The sequence below is a fragment of the Streptomyces violaceorubidus genome (assembly GCF_000717995.1).
GTDB lineage: Bacteria > Actinomycetota > Actinomycetes > Streptomycetales > Streptomycetaceae > Streptomyces > Streptomyces violaceorubidus.
In genome coordinates this window covers 31,986-54,975 of record NZ_JODM01000034.1, presented here as the reverse complement: position 1 = coordinate 54,975, position 22,990 = coordinate 31,986, and the positions used below count along the sequence as shown (strand labels likewise).

General features: G+C 70.5%; 18 protein-coding genes and 4 tRNA genes. 12 read left to right on the top strand and 10 right to left on the bottom strand.

The window, feature by feature from the left end:
* Positions 1-34: 34 nt before the first annotated feature.
* Genes purS through purL form a run of 3 tightly spaced genes read left to right on the top strand, consistent with a single transcriptional unit; the run spans position 35 to position 3,239 of the window.
* Positions 35-307, top strand: coding sequence for a phosphoribosylformylglycinamidine synthase subunit PurS (gene purS, locus IE94_RS0129765; protein ID WP_003974895.1), 273 nt, complete (start codon positions 35-37; stop codon positions 305-307).
* Entirely contained in the window at positions 304-984 is a 681-nt protein-coding gene (gene purQ, locus IE94_RS0129760) for a phosphoribosylformylglycinamidine synthase subunit PurQ (protein ID WP_003974894.1), read from the top strand. Before purS ends, purQ begins: the two co-directional genes overlap by 4 nt.
* Complete coding sequence (gene purL / locus IE94_RS0129755; RefSeq protein ID WP_030190355.1) at positions 981-3,239, top strand: phosphoribosylformylglycinamidine synthase subunit PurL; 2,259 nt, start codon at positions 981-983, stop codon at positions 3,237-3,239. The genes purQ and purL overlap by 4 nt, the downstream gene beginning before the upstream one ends.
* Positions 3,240-3,305: 66 nt before the next feature.
* On the opposite strand, the gene IE94_RS0129750 is transcribed toward purL, so the two are convergent.
* Positions 3,306-3,890 carry a Uma2 family endonuclease gene (locus tag IE94_RS0129750; RefSeq protein ID WP_030190353.1) on the bottom strand — a complete coding sequence of 195 codons (585 nt, stop codon included), beginning with the start codon at positions 3,888-3,890 and terminating at the stop codon, positions 3,306-3,308.
* A gap of 112 nt (positions 3,891-4,002) precedes the next feature.
* Here IE94_RS0129750 and IE94_RS0129745 point away from each other — a divergent pair, with 112 nt between their 5' ends.
* From IE94_RS0129745 to purM, 4 genes are all read left to right on the top strand, one after another.
* The gene (locus IE94_RS0129745; RefSeq protein WP_030190351.1) at positions 4,003-4,800 is read left to right on the top strand and encodes a maleylpyruvate isomerase family mycothiol-dependent enzyme; all 798 of its coding nucleotides are present in this window, start codon (positions 4,003-4,005) and stop codon (positions 4,798-4,800) included.
* A gap of 59 nt (positions 4,801-4,859) precedes the next feature.
* Positions 4,860-5,708 (top strand): META domain-containing protein, encoded by an 849-nt coding sequence (locus IE94_RS0129740; protein WP_106978082.1) that lies wholly within the window; start codon positions 4,860-4,862, stop codon positions 5,706-5,708.
* 62 nt (positions 5,709-5,770) lie between these two features.
* Positions 5,771-7,297: an amidophosphoribosyltransferase gene (purF, locus tag IE94_RS0129735; protein ID WP_030190348.1), complete on the top strand. Its 1,527-nt coding sequence runs from the start codon at positions 5,771-5,773 to the stop codon at positions 7,295-7,297.
* A 60-nt stretch (positions 7,298-7,357) separates the two neighbouring features.
* Positions 7,358-8,425: a phosphoribosylformylglycinamidine cyclo-ligase gene (gene purM / locus IE94_RS0129730; protein WP_030190347.1), complete on the top strand. Its 1,068-nt coding sequence runs from the start codon at positions 7,358-7,360 to the stop codon at positions 8,423-8,425.
* An 87-nt stretch (positions 8,426-8,512) separates the two neighbouring features.
* Here the strand turns inward: purM and IE94_RS0129725 are convergent, their stop codons facing one another.
* Positions 8,513-8,767, bottom strand: a complete 255-nt coding sequence (locus IE94_RS0129725; RefSeq protein WP_030190344.1) for a DUF3073 domain-containing protein — start codon at positions 8,765-8,767, stop codon at positions 8,513-8,515.
* A 321-nt stretch (positions 8,768-9,088) separates the two neighbouring features.
* Positions 9,089-10,183: a Leu/Phe/Val dehydrogenase gene (locus tag IE94_RS0129720; protein WP_030190342.1), complete on the bottom strand. Its 1,095-nt coding sequence runs from the start codon at positions 10,181-10,183 to the stop codon at positions 9,089-9,091.
* A 229-nt stretch (positions 10,184-10,412) separates the two neighbouring features.
* Here IE94_RS0129720 and IE94_RS0129715 point away from each other — a divergent pair, with 229 nt between their 5' ends.
* Both IE94_RS0129715 and bldC read left to right on the top strand, forming a co-directional pair.
* Positions 10,413-11,261, top strand: a complete 849-nt coding sequence (locus IE94_RS0129715) for a DUF8083 family protein (protein WP_030190339.1) — start codon at positions 10,413-10,415, stop codon at positions 11,259-11,261.
* 533 nt (positions 11,262-11,794) lie between these two features.
* On the top strand, positions 11,795-12,001 hold the full coding sequence (gene bldC / locus IE94_RS0129710; protein WP_003949541.1) for a developmental transcriptional regulator BldC: 207 nt from the start codon (positions 11,795-11,797) through the stop codon (positions 11,999-12,001).
* A gap of 442 nt (positions 12,002-12,443) precedes the next feature.
* Here bldC and IE94_RS41300 read toward each other — a convergent pair whose 3' ends face one another.
* The 7 genes from IE94_RS41300 to IE94_RS0129675 all read right to left on the bottom strand — a co-directional run bounded on the left by IE94_RS41300 (position 12,444) and on the right by IE94_RS0129675 (position 19,327).
* On the bottom strand, positions 12,444-12,638 hold the full coding sequence (locus tag IE94_RS41300) for a DUF6274 family protein (protein WP_030190337.1): 195 nt from the start codon (positions 12,636-12,638) through the stop codon (positions 12,444-12,446).
* A gap of 497 nt (positions 12,639-13,135) precedes the next feature.
* Positions 13,136-13,210 (bottom strand) — tRNA-Asp (locus IE94_RS0129700).
* A 105-nt stretch (positions 13,211-13,315) separates the two neighbouring features.
* A complete protein-coding gene (hrpA, locus tag IE94_RS0129695; RefSeq protein ID WP_030190331.1) occupies positions 13,316-17,275 on the bottom strand; it encodes an ATP-dependent RNA helicase HrpA in 3,960 nt (1,319 codons plus the stop codon).
* Between the two features lie 114 nt (positions 17,276-17,389).
* Positions 17,390-17,463 (bottom strand) — tRNA-Phe (locus IE94_RS0129690).
* A gap of 24 nt (positions 17,464-17,487) precedes the next feature.
* A tRNA-Asp gene (locus IE94_RS0129685) sits at positions 17,488-17,562 on the bottom strand.
* Positions 17,563-17,596: 34 nt separating this feature from the next.
* A tRNA-Glu gene (locus IE94_RS0129680) sits at positions 17,597-17,669 on the bottom strand.
* 80 nt (positions 17,670-17,749) lie between these two features.
* Complete coding sequence (locus IE94_RS0129675; RefSeq protein WP_030190329.1) at positions 17,750-19,327, bottom strand: metallophosphoesterase family protein; 1,578 nt, start codon at positions 19,325-19,327, stop codon at positions 17,750-17,752.
* 115 nt (positions 19,328-19,442) lie between these two features.
* Here IE94_RS0129675 and IE94_RS0129670 point away from each other — a divergent pair, with 115 nt between their 5' ends.
* The 3 genes from IE94_RS0129670 (at position 19,443) to IE94_RS0129660 (ending at position 22,942) form a co-directional block, all read left to right on the top strand.
* A complete protein-coding gene (locus IE94_RS0129670; protein ID WP_011029427.1) occupies positions 19,443-19,793 on the top strand; it encodes a metallopeptidase family protein in 351 nt (116 codons plus the stop codon).
* A 95-nt stretch (positions 19,794-19,888) separates the two neighbouring features.
* Positions 19,889-20,443: a hypothetical protein gene (locus tag IE94_RS0129665; protein ID WP_030190325.1), complete on the top strand. Its 555-nt coding sequence runs from the start codon at positions 19,889-19,891 to the stop codon at positions 20,441-20,443.
* A gap of 303 nt (positions 20,444-20,746) precedes the next feature.
* A complete protein-coding gene (locus tag IE94_RS0129660) occupies positions 20,747-22,942 on the top strand; it encodes a DEAD/DEAH box helicase (RefSeq protein ID WP_030190322.1) in 2,196 nt (731 codons plus the stop codon).
* Positions 22,943-22,990 lie beyond the last annotated feature (48 nt).

Below are 22,990 nucleotides of genomic sequence, written 5' to 3'. Positions count from 1 at the left end.
GGAACCTGCTCAGCACCACACACCGGGAGTGCCAGTGGCACGCGTCGTAGTCGACGTCATGCTCAAGCCGGAGATCCTCGACCCCCAGGGCCAGGCGGTGCAGCGCGCACTGCCGCGACTGGGTTTCGAAGGGATCTCGGACGTCCGTCAGGGAAAGCGATTCGAACTGGAAGTGGACGGGCCGGTCGACGACGCCGCCCTCGCCCGCATCCATGATCTTGCGGAATCCTTCCTCGCCAACACCGTGATCGAGGACTTCACCGTCAAGGTCGAGTCCGAGGACGTGGTCGCGGGGGCTGCGAAGTGACCGCTCGTATTGGCGTCGTCACTTTCCCCGGCTCTCTCGACGACCGGGACACGCAGCGCGCGATCCGCGTCGCCGGCGCCGAACCCGTCGCCCTCTGGCACAAGGACAAGGACCTCAAGCAGGTCGACGCCGTGGTGCTGTGCGGGGGTTTCTCGTACGGCGATTATCTGCGCGCCGGTGCCATCGCGCGCTTCTCGCCGGTCATGGACACCGTCATCGACCAGGCGAAGGCCGGCCTGCCGGTGCTGGGCATCTGCAACGGCTTCCAGATCCTCACCGAGGCCCACCTGCTGCCGGGCGGCATGCTGGGCAACGACCACCTGCACTTCATCTGCCGCGACCAGAAGCTGCGGGTGGAGAACGCGGACACCTCCTGGACCAGCGACTACACCGCGGGCCAGGAGATCCACATCCCGCTGAAGAACATGGACGGCCGCTACGTGGCCGACCGGCGCACGCTGGACGAGCTGGAGGCCGAGGGGCGGGTGGCCTTCCGCTACCTGGACATGAACCCCAACGGCTCGCTCAACGACATCGCCGGCATCACCAACGCCGCCGGGAACGTCGTCGGCCTCATGCCGCACCCCGAGCACGCCGTCGAGTCGCTGATCGGTACGGGTCGTACCGACGGGCTGCCGTTCTTCACCTCGATCCTCAAGAAGCTGGTCAACGCATGAGCCGGACGCCTCTGGACACGGTCGAGCACGCGACCGCGACCCCCGACGTCGAGCTGCCCTGGGCCGAGCTGGGCCTGAAGAAGGACGAGTACGAGAGGGTCGTCGAGATCCTCGGCCGCCGCCCCACCGGCGCGGAGCTGGCGATGTACTCCGTCATGTGGTCCGAGCACTGCTCGTACAAGAGCAGCAAGGTGCACCTGCGCCAGTTCGGCGAGAAGGCCCCCGAGTCCGAGGCGATGCTCGTCGGCATCGGCGAGAACGCCGGTGTGGTCGACGTCGGCCAGGGCTACGCGGTCACCTTCAAGGTCGAGTCGCACAACCACCCGTCGTACGTGGAGCCCTACCAGGGCGCCGCGACCGGCGTCGGCGGCATCGTGCGCGACATCATCGCGATGGGCGCCCGTCCGGTGGCCGTGGTCGACCCCCTGCGCTTCGGCGCCGCCGACCACCCCGACACCAAGCGCGTCCTGCCGGGCGTCGTCGCCGGCATCGGCGGCTACGGCAACTGCCTGGGCCTGCCCAACATCGGCGGCGAGGTCGTCTTCGACGCCTGCTACCAGGGCAACCCGCTGGTCAACGCCGGTGCCATCGGCGTGATGCGGCACGAGGACATCCACCTCGCGAAGGCGTCCGGCGCGGGCAACAAGGTCATCCTGTACGGCGCCCGCACCGGCGGCGACGGCATCGGCGGCGCGTCGATCCTGGCGAGCGAGACCTTCGACGACGCCAAGCCGTCCAAGCGCCCCGCCGTCCAGGTCGGCGACCCCTTCCAGGAGAAGCTCCTCATCGAGTGCACCCTGGAGGCCTTCGCCGAGAAGCTGGTCGTCGGCATCCAGGACCTGGGCGCGGCGGGCCTGTCCTGCGCGACCAGCGAACTGGCGTCGAACGGCTCCGGCGGGATGCGCGTCACCCTGGACGACGTCCCGCTGCGCGACTCGACCCTCTCGCCCGAGGAAATCCTCATGAGCGAGTCGCAGGAGCGCATGTGCGCGGTCGTGGAGCCGGAGAAGGTCGACCGCTTCCTGGAGATCTGCGAGAAGTGGGACGTCATCGCCACCGTCATCGGTGAGGTCACCGACGGCGACCGGCTGGAGATCTTCTGGCACGGCGGCAAGATCGTCGACGTCGACCCGCGCACCGTCGCCCACGACGGCCCGGTCTACGAGCGCCCCTACGCCCGCCCCGACTGGCAGGACGCCCTCCAGGCCGACGACGCGGGCAAGCTGCCCCGGCCGCGGTCCGGTGAGGAGCTCAAGGACCAGGTCCTGAAGCTGGTGTCCTCCCCGAACCAGGCGTCCAAGCAGTGGATCACCCAGCAGTACGACCACTTCGTGCAGGGCAACACCGTCCTCGCCCAGCCCGAGGACTCGGGCATGATCCGCGTGGACGAGGAGAGCGGCCTCGGCGTCGCGATCGCCACGGACGGCAACGGCCGGTACGCCAAGCTCGACCCGTACACGGGCGCGCAGCTGGCCCTGGCGGAGGCGTACCGCAACGTCGCCACCACCGGTGCGAAGCCCCTCGCGGTCTCCGACTGCCTGAACTTCGGCTCGCCGGAGGACCCGGCGGTCATGTGGCAGTTCGCGGAGGCCGTGCGCGGCCTGGCCGACGGCTGCCTCCAGCTCGGCACCCCGGTCACGGGCGGCAACGTCTCGCTCTACAACCAGACCGGCGAGGCCGCCATCCACCCGACCCCGGTGGTCGCGGTCCTCGGCGTCATCGACGACGTGGCCCGCCGCACCCCGGTCGCCTTCCAGGAGGACGGCCAGCTGCTGTACCTGCTGGGCGACACACACGAGGAGTTCGGCGGCTCGGCCTGGTCCCAGGTGATCCACGACCACCTCGGCGGCCTGCCCCCGAAGGTCGACCTGGAGCGCGAGCGCCTGCTCGGCGAGATCCTGATCTCCGCCTCCCGCGACGGCATGATCGACTCCGCGCACGACCTGTCCGACGGCGGTCTGGTCCAGGCGGTCGTCGAGTCGGCGCTCCAGGGCGGCAAGGGCGCGCGTCTGGTCGTACCGGACGGGCTGGACGCCTTCACCTTCCTGTTCTCGGAGTCGGCGGGCCGTGCGGTCGTCGCCGTCCCGCGCTCGGAAGAGGTCCGCTTCAACGACATGTGCGGCGCCCGCGGCCTGCCCGTCACCCGCATCGGCGTGGTCGACGGCGACGCGGTCGAGGTCCAGGGCGAGTTCACCCTCCCCCTGACCGAGCTGCGCGAGGCGCACGAGGGGACGATCCCGGGGCTGCTGGCGTAGCAGACCCACACGGCGAGGCCCCGTCCGGTCGCGGACGGGGCCTCGCTGTTCTTTCGTCCTTCGTCGCTATCGCACGTAGTTCTTGAGGATCTCCGTGTCGAGTTCGATGCCGACGGGGTCCGGCAGGACCAACGTCTCGCCGAACTTGGTGGCGCGGGAGTCCCGGTAGCCGCCGACCTGCCGGTCCGTGGAGCTGTACACGGTGACGGTGCAGTTGTCCCGGTCGATCAGCAGGTACAGGGGGATGCCCGCCTGTCCGTAGGCAGCCGGCTTCTCGTGCCGGTCCCGGCGGTCCGTGTCCGCGTCGTACGAGGTCACCTCGACGACCATGAGCGCGCCATCCGGGTCGGCCCACTCCCCGCTTCCGGCGAAGTGGGCCTCCGGCGTGAGGACGGCATCCGGTTTCGCCCTGCTCCGCCGATACGCGTCGACCCGCAGGCCCTGGCCCTGCGCCAGGTCCAATTCGGGCCGGCTCCGCATACAGCGCCGGGTCAGCCAAGACAAGATGGTGGTGTGGTCTCCGTCGGTCACTGCTTTGGTCCCGATCCGTCCGTCAATGAACTCCAACGTGACGGTCTCGGGAGCGGCGGAAGCGATCGTTTCGAACTCGTCCACCGACATCTGAGACGTGTGCTCGGCCATAACCGTCATGTTGCACCTCCTTCCAGGCGCCGACCAGCGTTTCCAGGGTTCGGCGCCCCGGGGGTGGTCTTCCGCGGCCGGACACACAGACGAGTGATCGCCGCCCGCATAGGCTCACCCCATGCCTCCGGCCAGAAAGCGCCCCCGCGCCTACGACCCCGTCCGCACCCGTGCCGCCGTCCTCGCCCAGTTCGGCAACGTACGGGCGGCCGTCCGCACCCTCACCGCCGAGCAGCTCGCGCTGCCCACCCGGCTCGGGGACTGGACCGTGCGGGAGCTGGTCGCGCACGTCGGGATGGCCCTGACCGCCGTGGACCGGCTGCTGGACGAGCCCGAGCCGGCGCGGCAGGACGGCCGGCTGCCCGACTGGCCGTTCGCCATCGCCGCCGACGCGGACGCCATCGCCGGGACGGCCCGCCGGCTCGCCGCCGAGCACCCCGACCTCGACGCCCACCTCGCCGACGTGGAGCGGCGTTTCACCGGGCGACTCGACACCCACCCCGGGAGCAGGCGGCTCCCCACCAGCGCGGGCGCCCTGCCGCTGGCCGACTACATGGTCACCCGGACCGTCGAGCTGGTCGTGCACACCGACGACCTCAACGCCGCGGTGCCCGGCCTCGACATCCCGTACGACCGGCAGGCGCTGGCCGCCGCGACCCGGCTGCTGGCCGACGCGCTCGCCGTGAAGGCGCCCGGCGGTTCGACGGAGGTGCGGATCCCGCCGTTCGCGGTCGTGCAGTGCGTGGAGGGTCCCCGGCACACCCGCGGCACCCCGCCCAATGTCGTGGAGACCGACCCGCTGACCTGGCTGCGGCTGGCCACCGGACGGCTGACCTGGCAGGACGCCCTCGACGACGCGCGGGTGAGCGCGAGCGGGGAGCGGGCCGACCTGGGAGCCCTGCTGCCACTGCTGGGCTGACGGAGGAAACCGGGGGAACGGGCCGGGAACCGGATCTTCCCCCTCTCCGTCGAATCGGCATGTACAGGCAGAAGCAGCAGAAGCAGCAGAAGCCGCAAAAGCAGCCGAAGCAGCAGCGCGGCATGACCCTGACCGTGGCGGCCGTCGCCGCGCTCGTCCCGCTCGCCGCGGCCTGCGGCACCGAGAAGGCCGACGGCGGCGGAGGCAGCGCCTCCGTGGGCGCGAGCACGGGCGCGGAGCGCATCACCGGCGTCCGGTGGAGCATCGACAGCGTCACCGTGTCGGGCGCCACCCACCGCGCGCCGGACACGGCACACCTGCGGATCGACGACCGCGGCGAGGCCGCGGGCAGCACCGGGTGCAACAGCTTCAGCGCCCGCGCCGACGTCGACGGCGAACGCGTCCGGCTCAGCGACGCCATGTTCACCGAGAAGGCCTGCGCCCAGATCCCCGCCGACTTCGAGAAGTCCCTCGGCCGCGCCCTCACCACCGGCTCGCTCACCACCAGGAGCGAGGGCGGGCGGCTCACCCTCACCACCGCCGGGGGCGACACCGTGCGGCTCAGCAGGTCCGAGGACGCTCCCCTCCACGGCACGAAGTGGACCGTGGACACCCCGGGCCACCAGGGCGGCAAGGGCCGCGCCCATCTCACCTTCGACCAGGAGGCGAAGACCGTCTCCGGACGGCTCCCCTGCAACCAGGTCAACGCCGGGGCCACCGTCAGCGACGGCCGTATCACCCTCGGCACCCCCTCTACCACCCGAATGATGTGCGAAGGCTCACTCATGGCTGCCGAGAAGCGGCTGCTGGGCCTCTTCGAGGGCCGGGTCGACTACCGGATCGATCATGAAACCCTCACGCTGACCAGCGAAGACGGCGCCACGGTCCGGGCCGTCGCCGACCGGTGAGCCGCCGGTGAGCCCGCATCCCCAATTCGGACCAGTGGTCGATCTCGCCTACACTCAAAGACGTGCCACGTGGTGACGGTCGACTCAATCACGATCTGCTTCCCGGCGAGAAGGGCCCCCAGGACGCTTGCGGCGTCTTCGGTGTCTGGGCTCCTGGCGAAGAGGTCGCAAAGCTCACGTACTTCGGGCTCTACGCCCTCCAGCATCGGGGCCAGGAATCCGCGGGAATCGCGGTCAGCAACGGCTCCCAGATCCTCGTCTTCAAGGACATGGGCCTGGTGTCCCAGGTCTTCGACGAGACCTCGCTCGGTTCGCTCCAGGGTCACATCGCGGTCGGTCACGCCCGCTACTCGACCACCGGCGCCTCCGTGTGGGAGAACGCCCAGCCGACGTTCCGTGCCACCGCGCAGGGCTCCATCGCGCTCGGGCACAACGGCAACCTCGTCAACACCGCCCAGCTCGCCGAGATGGTCGCCGACCTGCCCAAGCAGGACGGCCGCTCCACCCGGGTCGCGGCGACCAACGACACCGACCTGATCACCGCTCTGCTCGCGGGCCAGGTCGACGACGACGGCAAGCCGCTGACCCTCGAGGAGGCGGCCGCCAAGGTGCTGCCCCAGGTGCGCGGCGCCTTCTCCCTCGTCTTCATGGACGAGCACACCCTCTACGCCGCCCGCGACCCGCAGGGCATCCGTCCGCTGGTCCTGGGCCGCCTCGAGCGCGGCTGGGTGGTCGCCTCCGAGTCCGCCGCCCTCGACATCTGCGGCGCTTCCTACGTCCGCGAGATCGAGCCGGGCGAGTTCGTCGCCATCGACGAGAACGGCCTGCGCACCTCGCGATTCGCAGAAGCGAAGCCGAAGGGCTGTGTCTTCGAGTACGTGTACCTGGCCCGCCCGGACACCGACATCGCCGGCCGCAACGTCTACCTCTCGCGCGTCGAGATGGGCCGCAGGCTCGCGAAGGAGGCCCCCGCGGAGGCCGACCTCGTCATAGCGACCCCGGAGTCGGGCACCCCCGCCGCGATCGGCTACGCCGAGGCCTCGGGCATCCCCTTCGGCAACGGTCTGGTGAAGAACGCCTATGTCGGCCGGACCTTCATCCAGCCCTCGCAGACCATTCGCCAGCTCGGCATCCGCCTGAAGCTGAATCCCCTGAAGGAAGTCATCAAGGGCAAGCGGCTGGTCGTCGTCGACGACTCCATCGTCCGCGGCAACACCCAGCGGGCCCTGGTCCGCATGCTCCGCGAGGCCGGTGCCGCCGAGATCCACATCCGGATCTCGTCCCCGCCGGTGAAGTGGCCCTGCTTCTTCGGCATCGACTTCGCCACCCGGGCCGAGCTGATCGCCAACGGCATGAGCGTCGAGGAGATCGGCACCTCGATGGGCGCCGACTCCCTGGCGTACATCTCCATCGACGGCATGATCGAGGCGACCACCATCGCCAAGCCGAACCTGTGCCGCGCCTGCTTCGACGGGGAGTACCCGATGGAGCTTCCCGACCCCGAGCTGCTCGGCAAGCAGCTCCTGGAGACCGAGCTGGCCGCCGGGCCCGCCGGTACGGCCGCCGCCGACGCCATCCGTCGCCCGTAGCCGTCCGTTCCTCCCGGCTTCCTGGCCTCCCTGCCGTACGACACGAAGGTTCTCATCGTCATGCCTGACACAACTGGTGCCAGCTACGCAGCCGCCGGCGTCGACATCGAGGCGGGCGACCGCGCCGTCGAGCTCATGAAGGAATGGGTCAAGAAGACCCGTCGCCCCGAGGTCCTCGGCGGCCTCGGCGGTTTCGCCGGGCTCTTCGACGCCTCCGCCCTCAAGAACTACGAGCGTCCGCTGCTCGCCTCCGCCACCGACGGCGTCGGCACCAAGGTCGACATCGCCCGGCAGCTGGGCGTCTACGACACCATCGGCCACGACCTGGTCGCCATGGTCATGGACGACATCGTGGTGTGTGGCGCCGAGCCGCTGTTCATGACCGACTACATCTGCGTCGGCAAGGTCCACCCCGAGCGTGTCGCCGCGATCGTCAAGGGCATCGCCGAGGGCTGCGTGCTCGCCGGGTGCGCCCTGGTGGGCGGCGAGACGGCCGAGCACCCCGGCCTGCTGGGCGCGGACGACTTCGACGTCGCCGGCGCCGGTACGGGCGTCGTGGAGGCCGACCGGCTGCTCGGCGCGGATCGCATCCGTACGAGTGACGCGGTGATCGCCATGGCGTCCTCCGGGCTTCACTCGAACGGGTACTCGCTGGTCCGCCACGTCCTGCTGAACGAGGGCGGTCTGGCACTCGACGCCCACCTGGACGGTCTCGGTCGCACCCTCGGCGAGGAGCTGCTGGAGCCGACCAAGATCTACTCCCTGGACTGCCTGGCCCTCATGCGCACCGCCGAGGTCCACGCCTTCAGCCACGTCACCGGCGGCGGACTCGCGGCCAACCTGGCCCGGGTGATCCCCGACGGCCTGCACGCCGTGGTCGACCGCTCCACCTGGACCCCGGGCGCGATCTTCGACCTCGTCGGCCGGACCGGCCGGGTCGAGCGCCTGGAGCTGGAGAAGACCCTGAACATGGGCGTCGGCATGATCGCGATCGTGCCCGAGGAGTCGACGGACGTGGCCCTGACGGCCCTCGCCGACCGAGGCGTGGACGCCTGGGTGGCCGGCGAGATCACCGACCGCGGCGAGCACTCGACCGGCGCCGAGCTCGTGGGCGACTACGCCGCCTGAGACACCGCGGGCGCCGCAGATGCTGCGGGTAGCACAGAACCCGGTCGGTGACAGAGGTCACCGACCGGGAAAGTGTTCAGTGCAAGGTCAAGCGCCGCGTCGCTGAGGGGAAGGGGACTGGCCGTCCTCGTCCTCGTCGTCGTCCTCATAGAGGTCGGCGTACTTCGCGTACACGTCATCGTCCTGCTCATCGTCCTCGAATGGTCCGCCGTTAGGCGGTTGTGCATTCGACGGCGATGCGCCCAGCTCCTCGGCCAGGCGGGAGAGATCAGTCCCACCGCTGTTGTACTTCAGCTGGCGGGCGACCTTCGTCTGCTTGGCCTTGGCCCGGCCGCGCCCCATGGCTCGACCCCCTCAACGACGGGGCTCGACGGCCCCAGAGTCTTGACACGCGTTCATGGTCCGGAACGGGCTCTCCGTGGAGAGACCGGTCCGTAGGGCTTCCACGGTACCTGAGCCCACGCCCATACGGTACGTCGCCCGCAGCACGTGGCCCTGCCCAGGACCGTCGAGGCGCCCCGTCCTCGCTGGTCAAAGGCGATTTTAACCACCTTTCGACGGTCGACCCGCCGGGATAAGTGAGAGTTCTCTCCAACTGCACCCCGACGGGTACCGGTCAAACCCGCGACGACCCCGCCGGCCCACCGCCGTACGACCGTCGGATCACCGCCGGGTACGGGCCTCCGCCATGCGCTGCTCGGCGATCCGGTCGGCCGCAGCGGCCGGCGGAATGCCGTCCTCCTTCGCACGTGCGAATATGGCCAGCGTGGTGTCGTAGATCTTCGCGGCCTTCGCCTTGCACCGGTCGAAGTCGAAGCCGTGCAACTCGTCGGCGACCTGGATGACACCGCCGGCGTTCACCACGTAGTCCGGCGCGTAGAGGATCCCGCGGTCGGCGAGGTCCTTCTCCACACCGGGGTGGGCGAGCTGGTTGTTGGCCGCTCCGCACACCACCTTGGCGGTCAGTACCGGCACGGTGTCGTCGTTCAGCGCGCCGCCGAGCGCGCAGGGCGCGTAGATGTCCAGGTTCTCCACCCGGATCAGCGCGTCGGTGTCGGCGACGGCGACCACCGACGGGTGCCGCTCGGTGATGCCGCGCACCACGTCCTTGCGCACGTCGGTGACGACGACGTGGGCGCCCTCGGCGAGCAGGTGCTCGACCAGGTGGTGGCCGACCTTGCCGACGCCCGCGATGCCGACGGTGCGGTCGCGCAGCGTCGGGTCGCCCCACAGGTGCTGGGCGGCGGCCCGCATGCCCTGGTAGACGCCGAAGGAGGTGAGCACCGAGGAGTCGCCCGCGCCGCCGTGCTCCGGGGAGCGCCCGGTCGTCCAGCGGCACTCGCGGGCCACGACGTCCATGTCGGCGACGTAGGTGCCGACGTCGCACGCGGTGACGTACCGGCCGCCGAGCGAGGCGACGAACCTGCCGTAGGCGAGGAGCAGTTCCTCGCTCTTGATCTGCTCCGGATCACCGATGATCACGGCCTTGCCGCCGCCGTGGTCGAGACCGGCCATGGCGTTCTTGTACGACATCCCGCGCGCGAGGTTCAGCGCGTCGGCGACGGCCTCGGCCTCGTTCGCGTACGGGTAGAAGCGCGTACCGCCGAGCGCGGGGCCCAGGGCGGTGGAGTGGAGGGCGATGACGGCCTCGAGACCGCTGGCACGGTCCTGGCAGAGCACGACTTGCTCATGACCCCCCTGGTCCGAGTGGAACAGGGTGTGCAGTACATCAGCAGGTGCGCCGTTTACGTCGGTCACGGTGGTGACTCCTGTGTAGGTGCGGCGATGGGTGGCAGGCCCCGTGAAGGTGGCGGGGACTGTGGCACGAGATTAGAGCCTGGGGGTACCGGCCCGCCGCACAGTGCTCAGGATCACCTCCGCACGGAGTACGGGCGTGCGACGATTTGCAGAGATTCTCGCGCGTTTGTGATCCCTTTCCATGGGTTTCCGCAGGTTTTCGCGTCGGTGCGCGGGGGAGGGAGCAGGCGTGCCCAAGGTGTCCTCGGTGATCGTCCCCTACGCGGCGTACCTGCGCGTGTACGAGCCGCTGGCGGCCTTCCCCGACGAGGAGCGCGCCCACTGGACCCGTTACGCCCGCCGTCCCGACCGGCCCTCCTACCAGGACGAGTTGCGCCGCTCCCTGGCCGACCTGCTGCCCACCCCGCCCGTCGCGGTGCCGGTGCACGAGAGCGCGGACGCCTTCGTGGCGGAGGTGGACGGCGTGGTCTGCGTCTGCCCCTGGCGGACCCGGCTGCGCGGCTGGCAGGCGTTGGGCGACCTGGCCGAGGACTTCCCGGAGCCGGTCCTGGACGCCTTGATCCCGCCGGTCGTGCGCCGGCAGAGCGCGCAGGACTACGCGCGCTGGCTGGAGCGCAACCCGGACGCCCGGCCCTGGATCCGCACGGCCACCTGGCAGGTGCCGATCAACTGGTTCGTGCTTTTCTCCGACGCGGAGCGGGAGTACGACGGGGGCGACGGCGGGCGGGCGGCCGCCCCGGTGCTGCGCTACCGGACGCCGATGGTGCAGGCCCGCCGACGGGTGGCCCGGGGGCTGCGGGCCCTGCGGGAGGCCGTGGACGAGGGGCCGCTCATCGACGGGCTGGTGGACGTGGGGCGCTGGCTGGAGGAGTTCCATCCGCGGTCGCTGGTCGAGTTGGACTACGGCGGACTGGTGCACGCCCTTCCGGCCGGGGAGTTGGAGGCGGACCACTCCGCGGCGGACGTCGCCGAGGGCATCGAGGCGCTGCGCCACGGCGACGGGGCCGCCGCGGGGGCGGCGTACGGGCGGCTGGTGGAGCGCTGGCGGGCGGTCCGGGACCGGCGCTCCGCGAACTGACGTTTGACGTACCGCCCGATGTGGGGTTTCGTCTTCCGCTCCGACACGTGTTCGGGGTGGGCTGATCTCTCGGCGACAAGGGACGTAGGTCCCGATCCGGGCGTATGCGTCAAGCGTGACGGACCGCACGTACATCACTCTTGCGCCGCTTCCCCCTCCTCATGCCAAAATAGGACAAGGAGCCCGGGGAGGGCTCCTTCCGTCCTACCGTGATGCACTGTGGGTGGAATCTCAGCATTGCACGCTTTGGGGGGTCTGGTGACTCCTGATCGCCCCTGTGACTGATCGTCACAGAGGCGTGACTGTCCGCTATGGCATGGTCCATCGGCTTCCGTCGCTGATGAACACCTGGGAGGGCAATTCCATCGGTTTGGCCGACGCGGCTGGACAGATGGTGTAGTTGTAGTGCCGAGGACAAGCCGTTCGTCCTATAACCGACTCGACTCGCGTCCGCCATTTCGGGCAACGCGGGTCAAGGTGCAGAATTTAGAGGAATGAACCGAGAAGGTTCGGTTCTCCCGAGGAGGCCGCTCATGACCGCTCGCACCCCTGATGCCGAGCCGCTGCTGACCCCGGCTGAGGTCGCCACCATGTTCCGCGTCGACCCGAAGACGGTCACGCGCTGGGCGAAGGCCGGCAAGCTCACGTCGATCCGCACGCTCGGCGGGCATCGCCGCTACCGCGAAGCCGAGGTCCGCGCCCTGCTCGCGGGCATTCCGCAGCAGCGCAGCGAGGCCTGAACAACTCCATAACCGGGCAGAACGGCAGGTCCCCCAACCTGCCGGGGCGGCCTGGACCACAGCTCCAAGCGACGCCGTCTCTGCCCCAACAGAGGTGCGTCGTTGATCGCGCTGGACTCCGCCGGGTCCAGCGCGATTTTTTGTGCGCGGACGCCTGCACCGGACCCGTGCCCCGGACCCGTGTCCGGGCCCGGTTCTGTGAGCGGGCTTGTCGGAGTCTGGGGGGCCGTGTCGGATCTGCTGTGCGAGCACCATCGAGGTGGTGCAATTGCACATATTAAATTGATCAGTTGTAGGGGAGGAGTAAGGCCCACCGTTTCGAAAAATCATGCGGTGACACCCGTCACACCGCCGGGTGGTTGTTGGGCCGGGCGCCGGTGCGCTAAAGGAGGCCTGGCCTCCAGGAGCTCTGCGGGGCAAGGGCGTTGGGGCTCGCGGGGGTTCACGCCGTGGACGCGCTCCCGCTCTCGACGCCCTCTTGACGGCCTGTCGGAGACTGTGAGGCCGGCGCGTCCAGCGCGAGCCGCAGGAGCCGGTGGCAGATCGGGCAGTGGCGCGTCACATGACCGTACGACGACGCGGCCGACAGGTGCGCGCGGAGCAGCGCCCGCGTCTCGTGCCTGACCGATGTCGCCATGTGCCACCTCCAGGGGGCACACAGGGGTTGTGCCCTGTCTTTGGAGTACCGAGCGAAAGTGACGCCGTCAAGGCCGCGGGAGGGCGGCTGAGGGCCACTGAGGGCTTCGGGGGCGCCGGGGGCTTCTCGGTGGCCCGGGGGCAGGCCGGGCGGGCAGGGGCCGGCGCACGAAAGAACCCCGCGCCGATTGCTCGGTGCGGGGGTTCTTGCTGCGGTCCTGACGGGATTTGCTGTGTCCGCATGCGGCTGCGCCGCGGGCGCGGCCTCCGCCTTGGCAGGGTGGCGACACTTCGCGAGTGGCGGGGCGTACGAAAGGGCCCCCGCGCCGATTGCTCGGTGCGGGGGCTGTTGCTGCGGTCCTGACGGGATTTGCTGTGTCCGCATGCGGCTGCGCCGCGGGCGCGGCCTCCGCCTTGGCAGGGCGGCGACACTTCGCGAGTGGCGGGGGCGTACGAAAGAATCCCCGCGCCGATTGCTCGGTGCGGGGATTCTTGCTGCGGTCCTGACGGGATTTGAACCCGCGGCCTCCACCTTGACAGGGTGGCGAGCACTCCAAACTGCTCCACAGGACCAGGTTTCGCGGCGCTTGTTGTGCGTTGCGCTGCGAGAAGAGACTGTACAGGAGGGTGGGCCGCCGGTCGAACTCACCCTCCGTACAGGCTCGGTCACGGCTTCTGTCAGGGGGCGAGGGCGTCGATGGCCTTCACGATCCGCTTGTCGGAGACGGGGTACGCCGTGCCCAGGGCGTGGGCGAAATAGCTGACCCGCAGCTCCTCGATCATCCAGCGGACGTCCAGGACCTGCTGCGGCACCGGCCGGCCCTGCGGCATCTGCTCCAGCAGCCACGCGTACTCGTCCCGCATCTCGTGGACCTTCTCCATGCGGGACGTGTCCCGCTGCACGCCCGTCGGCATCTGCTGGAGCCGGCGGTCCGCGGCGACCAGGTAGCGCATCAGGTCCGGCAGCCGCTTGATCCCGGCCTCGGTGACGAAGCCCGGCTTCACCAGCGCGTCCAGCTGGCCCCGTACGTCCTGGAGGTTCGCCAGCAGGGCGGGGCTGCGTACGGCCTTCAGACGGCGCTCGCAGGCCTGCCAGGCCGCCAGTACCTGCTGCACCTGGCCCACCGTGCGGACGGTCGTGTCGACGATCTCCGCGCGGACCTTGTCGAAGAGCTTCCGGTACGACTCCTCGTCCCACGCCGGGCCGCCGAAGTCCGCGATCAGCTTGTCCGCCGCCGCCATCGCGCAGTCGTCGAACAGCGCCTGGATCGAACCGTGCGGGTTCGCGGACAGGTTCAGCTTCTGCTGGTTGGTCAACTTCTCGGACGCGAACTTCGCCGGGTTGACCGGAATGTTGCGCAGGATCAGCCGGCGGGTGCCCTTCCACATCGCCTGCGCCTGCTCGGCCTCGGTGTCGAAGAGGCGGACGGAGACCGTGTCGGCCTTCGGTCCGTCATCGACCAGCGCCGGGTAGGCCTTCACCGGCTGACCGGCCCGGCGGGTCTCGAAGACCCGGGTCAGCGTGCCGATCGTCCAGTCCGTCAGCCCCGAGCGTTCCAGGGACTCGCCGCCGCTGCGCTCCGCGGTGGCCGCCGCGGCCTGCGAGAGCGCCTTGCGGGCCTTCGGGCGCAGCCGGAGCTTCAGCGCCTCCAGGTCCTTGTCCTCGTCCAGCTTGCGACGGCGCTCGTCGACGATCCGGAACGTGATCTTGAGGTGGTCGGGGACCTTGCCCCAGTCGAAGTCCTCGGCGTCGAACGGCACCCCCACCATCCGCTTCAGCTCCCGCGCCATGGTCACCGTCAGCGGCTCCTGGAGGGGCACGGAACGGTCCAGGAACGCCTGGGCGTAGTTCGGCGCGGGTACGTAGTTGCGGCGGATCGGCTTGGGCAGGGAGCGGATCAGCTCCGTGACGACCTGCTCGCGCAGGCCCGGGATCTGCCAGTCGAAGCCCTCGTCCGTGACCTGGTTGAGCACCTGGAGCGGCACGTGGACGGTCACGCCGTCGGCGTCCGCACCCGGCTCGAACTGGTACGTCACCCGGAACTTCAGCGGGCCCTGCCGCCACGAGTCCGGGTAGTCGTCCTTGGTGACCGCGCCCGCCTTCTCGTTGATGAGCATCTCGCGCTCGAAGTCGAGGAAGTCGGGCTGCTCGTGCCGCTTGTGCTTCCACCACGAGTCGAAGTGCGCACCGGAGACGACATGTTCGGGTACCCGCTGGTCGTAGAAGTCGTACAGCGTCTCGTCGTCGACCAGGATGTCCCGGCGCCGGGCGCGGTGCTCCAGCTCCTCGACCTCGGTCAGCAGCCGGCGGTTGTCGGAGAAGAACTTGTGGTGGGTGCGCCAGTCGCCCTCCACCAGGGCGTTGCGGATGAACAGCTCGCGGCTGACCTCGGGGTCGATCCGCCCGTAGTTCACCTTGCGCTGGGCCACGATCGGCACGCCGTAGAGCGTGACCTTCTCGTACGCCATCACGGCCGCCTGGTCCTTCTCCCAGTGCGGTTCGCTGTAGGTGCGCTTGAGGAGGTGCCCGGCGAGCGGCTCCACCCACTCCGGCTCGATCTTCGCGTTGACGCGGGCCCAGAGGCGGGAGGTCTCCACCAGCTCGGCGGACATCACGAAGCGCGGGGGCTTCTTGAAGAGCGCCGAGCCCGGGAAGATCGCGAACTTGGCGTTCCGCGCGCCCAGGTACTCGTTCTTCGAGCCCTCCTTCACGTCCTTCATGCCGACGTGGGAGAGGAGACCGGCCAGCAGCGACACGTGCACCCGGTCGTCGGGAGCGGCGTGCTCCTCGTCGTTGAGGTGAATGCCCATCTGCTTGGCGACGGTGCGCAGCTGGGTGTAGATGTCCTGCCACTCGCGGATGCGCAGGAAGTTGAGGTACTCCTGCTTGCACATCCGGCGGAAGGACGACGAGCCGCGTTCCTTCTGCTGCTCGCGCAGGTACCGCCAGAGGTTGAGGAACGCGAGGAAGTCGCTGCTCTCGTCCTTGAACCGGGCGTGCTGCTGGTCGGCCTGGGCCTGTTTCTCCGCCGGACGCTCCCGCGGGTCCTGGATGGACAGTGCCGCCGCTATGACCATGACCTCGCGGACGCAGTCGTTCTTGTCCGCCTCCAGCACCATCCGGGCCAGCCGCGGGTCCACGGGCAGCTGGGCGAGCTTGCGGCCGGTGTCGGTGAGCCGCTTGCGTACGTCCTTCTGCGCCGGGTCGAGCGCGCCCAGCTCCTGGAGCAGCTGCACACCGTCGCGGATGTTGCGGTGGTCCGGCGGGTCGATGAAGGGGAACTTCTCGATGTCGCCCAGGCCGGCCGCGGTCATCTGGAGGATGACGGACGCCAGGTTGGTCCGGAGGATCTCCGCGTCCGTGAACTCAGGGCGGGCCTCGAAGTCGTCCTCGGAGTACAGCCGGATGCAGATGCCGTCCGACGTACGGCCGCAGCGGCCCTTGCGCTGGTTGGCGCTGGCCTGCGAGATGGGCTCGATGGGCAGCCGCTGGACCTTGGTGCGGTGGCTGTAGCGGGAGATGCGGGCGAAGCCGGGATCGATGACGTACTTGATGCCGGGGACGGTCAGGGAGGTCTCGGCGACGTTGGTCGCCAGGACGATCCGGCGCCCGGTGTGCTGCTGGAACACCCGGTGCTGCTCGGCGTGCGAGAGCCGGGCGTACAGCGGCAGCACTTCCGTGAACCGGTACTTCTTCTTCTCCAGCGCGTCCGCCGTGTCCCGGATCTCGCGCTCGCCGGAGAGGAAGACGAGGATGTCGCCCTTGCCCTCGCCCATCAGCTCCTCGACGGCGTCGGTGATCGCCGTGATCTGGTCCCGGTCGGCGTCGTCGCCGTCCTCCTCCAGGAGCGGCCGGTAGCGCACCTCCACCGGATAGGTCCGCCCGCTGACCTCGATGATCGGGGCGTCGCCGAAGTGCCGGGAGAAGCGCTCGGGGTCGATGGTCGCCGAGGTGATGACGACCTTGAGGTCGGGGCGCTTCGGCAGCAACTGGGAGAGGTAGCCCAGCAGGAAGTCGATGTTGAGGGACCGCTCGTGGGCCTCGTCGATGATGATCGTGTCGTAGGCGCGCAGCTCGCGGTCGGTCTGGATCTCGGCAAGCAGGATGCCGTCCGTCATCAGCTTGATGAAGGTGGACTGCGGGTTCACCTGGTCGGTGAACCTCACCTTCCAGCCGACGGTCTCCCCGAGCGGGGTGTCCAGCTCGTCCGCGACCCGCTCGGCGACGGTGCGCGCGGCGATCCGGCGGGGCTGGGTGTGCCCGATCATGCCGCGGACGCCACGGCCCAGCTCGACGCAGATCTTCGGGATCTGGGTGGTCTTGCCGGACCCGGTCTCACCGGCGACGATCACGACCTGGTGATCACGGATGGCCGCCGCGATCTCGTCCTTCTTCTGGCTGACCGGGAGCTGCTCGGGGTAGCTGACGGCCGGGACGCGCGCTCGGCGTTCGCCGATGCGCTGCTCGGCCCTGGCCACCTCCGTCTCGATCTCGGCGAGGACGGCGGCGCGGGCCTCCGGCTTACGGATCTTCCGCGCACCTTCGAGCCTGCGGCCGAGCCGGTGCGCGTCGCGCAGGGACAGCTCGGTCAGCCGGGAAGCGAGGGTGCCGAGGGCGGGGGCGGGATGCGTAGACATACGGGTTCCAGGATCTCATCCTCGGGAAAATCCTGGCGAACGCTTTTGTCTCGGGTGCATACAATCTCGGGTGCATACAACAAGACCCCGATCAAAAGATCGGGGTCTTTGCTGTGGCTGGGGCCGGGGTCGAACCGGCGACCTATCGCTTTTCAGGCGATCGCTCGTACCAACTGAGCTACCCAGCCGCGAGGTTTCACGTGAAACCTCAGCGGTCCTGACGGGATTTGAACCCGCGGCCTCCACCTTGACAGGGTGGCGAGCACTCCAAACTGCTCCACAGGACCAAGCTTCGTACGACAGTGTCGCACATGTACTGCGTGCCCCCAACGGGATTCGAACCCGTGCTACCGCCTTGAAAGGGCGGCGTCCTAGGCCGCTAGACGATGAGGGCTATCGGCCCGCCTGGGCGCTTCGCAGCGCGTCGGGGACGTGAGAAGCATATGGGATGGCGGGAGGTATCGCCAAAACGGTTTACGGAGTGCTGGGGGCGGGGCTGCCCGGAGCGGAGGGGGACGGGCCGGTGCCGGAAGGGGAAGGGGTGGCGCCGGGCTGGTTCTCCTTCGGGAGATGGCGGCTGACCTCGGCCGTCGTCAGGCCCAGGCCGCCCAGCTCGATCTCGTCCCAGGCCTGGAGGCGCCGGGTGTCCCGGTCGAAGTAGAGGATCGACGCCTGGATGGGGTCGGGGTACTTGCCCTCGACCGCGCGCAGTCCGCTGCCGCCGGTGGACCCCTCGACGCGCAGCCGGGTGCCGTACTTCATGACCTTCATGTCCTCGTGGTGGAGGTGGCCGGCGAGCACCAGCGGAACGTCGCCGTCGACCTCGCGGGCGGCCGACGGCTCGTGGGCGATGGCGACGTCCACGGGGGTGCCGGCCGCGCTCTGGTCGCGCAGGGCGGAGGCGAGGCGGGCGCCGGCCAGTTCCTGGGAGGCCTCGGCGCCGTCCGCCCGGGAGCGGTCGGGGGTGTACTGCGGGTCGCCCATCCCGGCGAAGCGCAGTCCCGCCACGGTCCGGGCGTGGCCGTCGTCCAGGACGTGCGCGTTCTTCAGGTGCTTCAGGTACTCCTGGGTGCCGCGCGAGTCGTGGTTGCCGCGGACCCAGACGTAGGGGGCGCCGAGGTCCTCGACGGGGTCCAGGAAGCTGTTCTCCGCGGCCGTGCCGTGATCCATCGTGTCGCCGGAGTCGACGATCACGTTCACCTTGTACTGCTGCACCAGCGAGGCGATGATCTTCCAGCTCGCCGGGTTCAGGTGGATGTCCGACACGTGCAGGACGCGGATCGTGGTCGGGTCGGGCTGGTAGGCGGGGAGCGTGGAGGTGACGTCGTAGAGCTTGGTCACGTTGGTCACCAGGCGGGCCAGCTCCTTCTGGTAGACGTCGAACTCGGTCACGATGCTGCGCGCGTTGCCGACCAGGGAGGGCGCGGAGGAGAGCAGGCCGGAGAACTTCGGTTCCAGGACGGAGTCGGGGTTCCAGGTTGCGTAGGCGGTGCCGCCGGAGGCGACCAGCAGGGTGAGCGCGAGTCCGCCCGCGCCGAGGGCGCGCCGGGGACGGCGGTAGACGGCGAGGCCGAGCGCGGTGGCGCCGGTGACGACGGCCACGCAGGAGCGGACGGCGAGGTCGAGCGCGCCGTGCCCCACGTCCTGGGCGACCTCGTCCTGGAGGCCGGAGAGGCGTTCGGGGTGGTCGACGAGGGCCTGGGCGCGGGCCGGGTCCAGCTGGTCGACGTTGACGTCGAGGCGGACCGGGGCGACGTGGCTGTCGAGCTGGAGGGCGCCCAGCGGCGAGACGTTGATCTTCGTGCCGCCGGCCAGCGAGGGGCGCAGGGTCATCGTCGTGTCCATGGGCCCGACCGGGACCCGGACGTTGCCGACGACCAGCAGCCCGAGCCAGGCGCCGAGCAGGACGACGGCGACCAGACCGGCGGCGCGGGCCCAGGGGCGGGGGCGGACGGCGAGCTCGGGGGCGGCGGACGCGGTCCGGTCGCGGCGGGCGAGCCGGTCGCGGTAGCGGCGGGTGAGGAGGCGGGTGGCGTTGCGGATGGGGTTCATCACCTCGGCCAGGGCGTGCGGGGTGCGGCCAGGACGCGGTCCATTGGTCCCGTATGCCCGGGCCCCGGGGCGGATATGCGGGTCGTACTCCACGGTCGTACCCGACAATGGGCGTGTGCTGGAGATGACGCGCGAGGAGTTCGAGGAACTGGTCGCCGAGGCCCTGGACCGGATCCCGCCGGAGCTGACGCGGCTGATGGACAACGTCGCGGTGTTCGTCGAGGACGAACCGCCGGCGGACGATCCCGAGCTGCTGGGGCTGTACGAGGGGACGCCGCTGACGGAGCGCGGGGAGTGGTACGCGGGCGTGCTGCCGGACCGGATCACCATCTACCGGGGGCCGACGCTGCGGTTCTGCGCGACGCGTGAAGACGTGGTCGCCGAGACCGAGGTGACGGTCGTTCACGAGATCGCCCACCACTTCGGGATCGACGACGCGCGGCTGCACTCCCTCGGGTACGGGTGACGCGCTCGGGTCAAGTCCGCCCCGCCGGGCGCGTGTCCTCTTGTGGGTGACGGGAGTTGGGCAGGTCGACTCCTTGAACCCCGGAGGTGGCCGCCGTGCGCCCCTTGTACGTACCCGTCCGTCTGGCCGCCACCGCCCTGGCCGTCGCCGCTGCCGCCGGCTGCATGAGCGTCGGCGACGAGTCCGGCGGGGGCGCCAGGCCGTCGCACTCCGCCGGGGAACGGGGCGGCGCGGTCCCGGAGGGCGGACCCGCGGTCACCGGAGGCAACGCCGGGTACGACGCGGCCGCGGCCGACGACGGGCCCGGCAAGGGGAAGAAGGCCAAGGGCAAGGAGAAGGACAAGGGCGACGGCAAGGGCGAGGGCGGCAAGCGCGCAAAGGGCGAGGCCGGGGCCGCCTCGGAGCCCCCGGCCGCCCGCCCGACCGGGGCTCCGCCGCCGAACGGCGGGAACCTCGACCCCGAGCCCACCGGGACGCCCCCGGCGGAGCCCACCCGGACGGCCGAGCCGGAGCCGACCCGGACCGCGGAGCCGCCCGCCTCCCCGACGCCGGAGCCGACGGTGGCCGAGCCCTCCTCCTCGGCGCACGAGCCTCCCGGGACCCAGCTCGAACAGCGGGAGCCCGCGCCGGCGGCCGGGGCACCGGCGTAGGGCGGACGGGCCGACGTGCGGGCGGGGCCCAGTGCGGCCGGGTGGCCGGGGGTGGGCACCGGGCGCCGGCTGCGGGCCGCTGACCTGGGCATGTGCGGCCGGTTTGCCTTCAGGGGTGGAGGGTGCGTATGGTGGTAGATCGTTTGATCCCATTTGCCCGGCGCCACCGCAGAGCGCGCCGTGTGGCGCGTACTCTCCTTTGCTGCCGTGGTGGACCGCATCGAGGCGGTCGTATTGCGAATCGCGATTCACGGAGTTGACGGGCGCGTGCCGACGAGAGACTCCGGAAGGTTTCGCATTCGCATGTCCATCATCAGTACTGATCACGTCGTCGTGCCCGAGAACGCCGAGGGCGTCGAGGTTGCACCGGAGGCCGTCGAGGCCGTGGACGCCTCCGCGGCCACCGAGGCCCCGGAGCCCGCCAAGGCCCCCGAGCCGACGTTCGCCGACCTCGGTCTGCCCGAGGGCGTCGTGCGCAAGCTCGCGCAGAACGGCGTGACCACCCCCTTCCCGATCCAGGCCGCGACCATCCCGGACGCGCTGGCGGGCAAGGACATCCTCGGCCGGGGCCGCACCGGCTCCGGCAAGACCCTCTCCTTCGGTCTGCCGACCCTCGCCACGCTGGCGGGCGGCCGCACCGAGAAGCACAAGCCCCGCGCCGTCATCCTCACCCCGACCCGCGAGCTGGCCATGCAGGTCGCCGACGCGCTCCAGCCGTACGGCGACGTCCTCGGCCTGAAGATGAAGGTCGTCTGCGGCGGCACCTCGATGGGCAACCAGATCTACGCCCTCGAACGCGGCGTCGACGTCCTGGTCGCCACCCCCGGCCGCCTGCGCGACATCATCAACCGCGGCGCCTGCTCCCTGGAGAACGTGCAGATCGCGGTCCTCGACGAGGCCGACCAGATGTCCGACCTGGGCTTCCTGCCCGAGGTCACCGAGCTGCTCGACCAGGTCCCGGCCGGCGGCCAGCGGATGCTCTTCTCCGCCACCATGGAGAACGAGATCAAGACCCTCGTCGACCGGTACCTGACGGACCCGGCCCTCCACGAGGTGGACGCGGCCCAGGGCGCGGTGACGACCATGTCGCACCACATCCTGGTCGTGAAGCCCAAGGACAAGGCGCCGGTCACCGCGGCCATCGCCTCCCGCAAGGGCCGCACCATCATCTTCGTCCGCACCCAGCTGGGCGCCGACCGCGTCGCCGAGCAGCTGCGCGACGCCGGTGCCAAGGCGGACGCGCTGCACGGCGGCATGACCCAGGGCGCGCGCACCCGCACGCTGGCCGACTTCAAGGACGGTTACGTCAACGTCCTGGTCGCCACCGACGTCGCCGCCCGCGGCATCCACGTCGACGGCATCGACCTCGTCCTGAACGTGGACCCGGCCGGCGACCACAAGGACTACCTGCACCGCGCCGGCCGTACGGCGCGCGCGGGCCGCACCGGCACGGTCGTCTCGCTGTCCCTGCCGCACCAGCGCCGCCAGATCTTCCGGCTGATGGAGGACGCGGGCGTCGACGCCACGCGCCACATCATCCAGGGCGGCGCCGCCTTCGACCCGGAGGTCGCCGAGATCACCGGTGCCCGGTCGATGACCGAGGTCCAGGCCGAGTCCGCGGGCAACGCGGCGCAGCAGGCCGAGCGCGAGGTCACCCAGCTCACCAAGGAGCTGGAGCGGGCCCAGCGCCGTGCCACCGAACTGCGCGAGGAGGCCGACCGCCTGGTCGCCAGGGTCGCGCGGGAGCGCGGCGAGGACCCGGAGACGGTGCTGGCCGAGGTGACCGCCGCGTCCGCCGAGGCCGAGGTCTCGCTGCCCGAGCAGCCCGGCGCCCTGGACGTGGAGAAGACGGAGCGCGCCGGCAACGGCAGCGGCAGCGACCGGGAGCGCGCGTACGAGCGTCGCGACCACCGGCGTGACGAGCGCGGTGACCGCCGTGACGACCGTGGCGGGCGTTCCTTCGAGCGCCGTGACGACCGCGGTGGGCGTCCGTTCGAGCGTCGTGACGACCGCGGTGACCGTGGTGGGCGTTCGTTCGAGCGGCGTGACGACCGTGGCGGTTTCCGCCGTGACGACCGTCGCGACGACCGGCGTGACGACCGTGGTGGCCGTTCCTTCGAGCGTCGTGACGACCGCGGTGACCGTGGTGGGCGTTCGTTCGAGCGCCGTGACGACCGTGGCGGTTTCCGCCGTGACGACCGTCGCGACGACCGGCGTGACGACCGTGGCGGGCGTTCCTTCGAGCGCCGTGACGACCGCGGTGACCGCGGTGGCCGTTCCTTGGACCGGCGTGACGACCGTGGCGGCTTCCGCCGTGACGACCGCGGCGAGCGCGGCGGACACCGTGGCAGCGACCGTCCGTTCAACCGCGACCGCCAGGGCGACCGTCCCGGCTTCCGCTCCGGCGGCCACGACCGCCCCTACGGCCGCCGCGACGACCACCGCGGTTCGTCCTTCGGCCGTCGTGACGACAAGCCGCGCTGGAAGCGCAACGGCTGACGCCTGAACAGGTGAGACGCGCCGTGGCCTCCGCCCCAACGGGTGGAG

What these genes read in the sequence shown, in the direction of transcription:
- IE94_RS0129660 (WP_030190322.1), top strand. Translation starts at nt 20,747, where the DNA reads ATGTCCATCATCAGTACTGATCACGTCGTCGTGCCCGAGAACGCCGAG.
- hrpA (WP_030190331.1), bottom strand. Translation starts at nt 17,275, where the DNA reads ATGTCTACGCATCCCGCCCCCGCCCTCGGCACCCTCGCTTCCCGGCTG.
- IE94_RS41300 (WP_030190337.1), bottom strand. Translation starts at nt 12,638, where the DNA reads ATGGCGACATCGGTCAGGCACGAGACGCGGGCGCTGCTCCGCGCGCAC.
- purM (WP_030190347.1), top strand. Translation starts at nt 7,358, where the DNA reads ATGCCTGACACAACTGGTGCCAGCTACGCAGCCGCCGGCGTCGACATC.
- IE94_RS0129740 (WP_106978082.1), top strand. Translation starts at nt 4,860, where the DNA reads ATGTACAGGCAGAAGCAGCAGAAGCAGCAGAAGCCGCAAAAGCAGCCG.
- IE94_RS0129675 (WP_030190329.1), bottom strand. Translation starts at nt 19,327, where the DNA reads ATGAACCCCATCCGCAACGCCACCCGCCTCCTCACCCGCCGCTACCGC.
- IE94_RS0129725 (WP_030190344.1), bottom strand. Translation starts at nt 8,767, where the DNA reads ATGGGGCGCGGCCGGGCCAAGGCCAAGCAGACGAAGGTCGCCCGCCAG.
- purL (WP_030190355.1), top strand. Translation starts at nt 981, where the DNA reads ATGAGCCGGACGCCTCTGGACACGGTCGAGCACGCGACCGCGACCCCC.
- IE94_RS0129750 (WP_030190353.1), bottom strand. Translation starts at nt 3,890, where the DNA reads ATGACGGTTATGGCCGAGCACACGTCTCAGATGTCGGTGGACGAGTTC.
- IE94_RS0129745 (WP_030190351.1), top strand. Translation starts at nt 4,003, where the DNA reads ATGCCTCCGGCCAGAAAGCGCCCCCGCGCCTACGACCCCGTCCGCACC.
- bldC (WP_003949541.1), top strand. Translation starts at nt 11,795, where the DNA reads ATGACCGCTCGCACCCCTGATGCCGAGCCGCTGCTGACCCCGGCTGAG.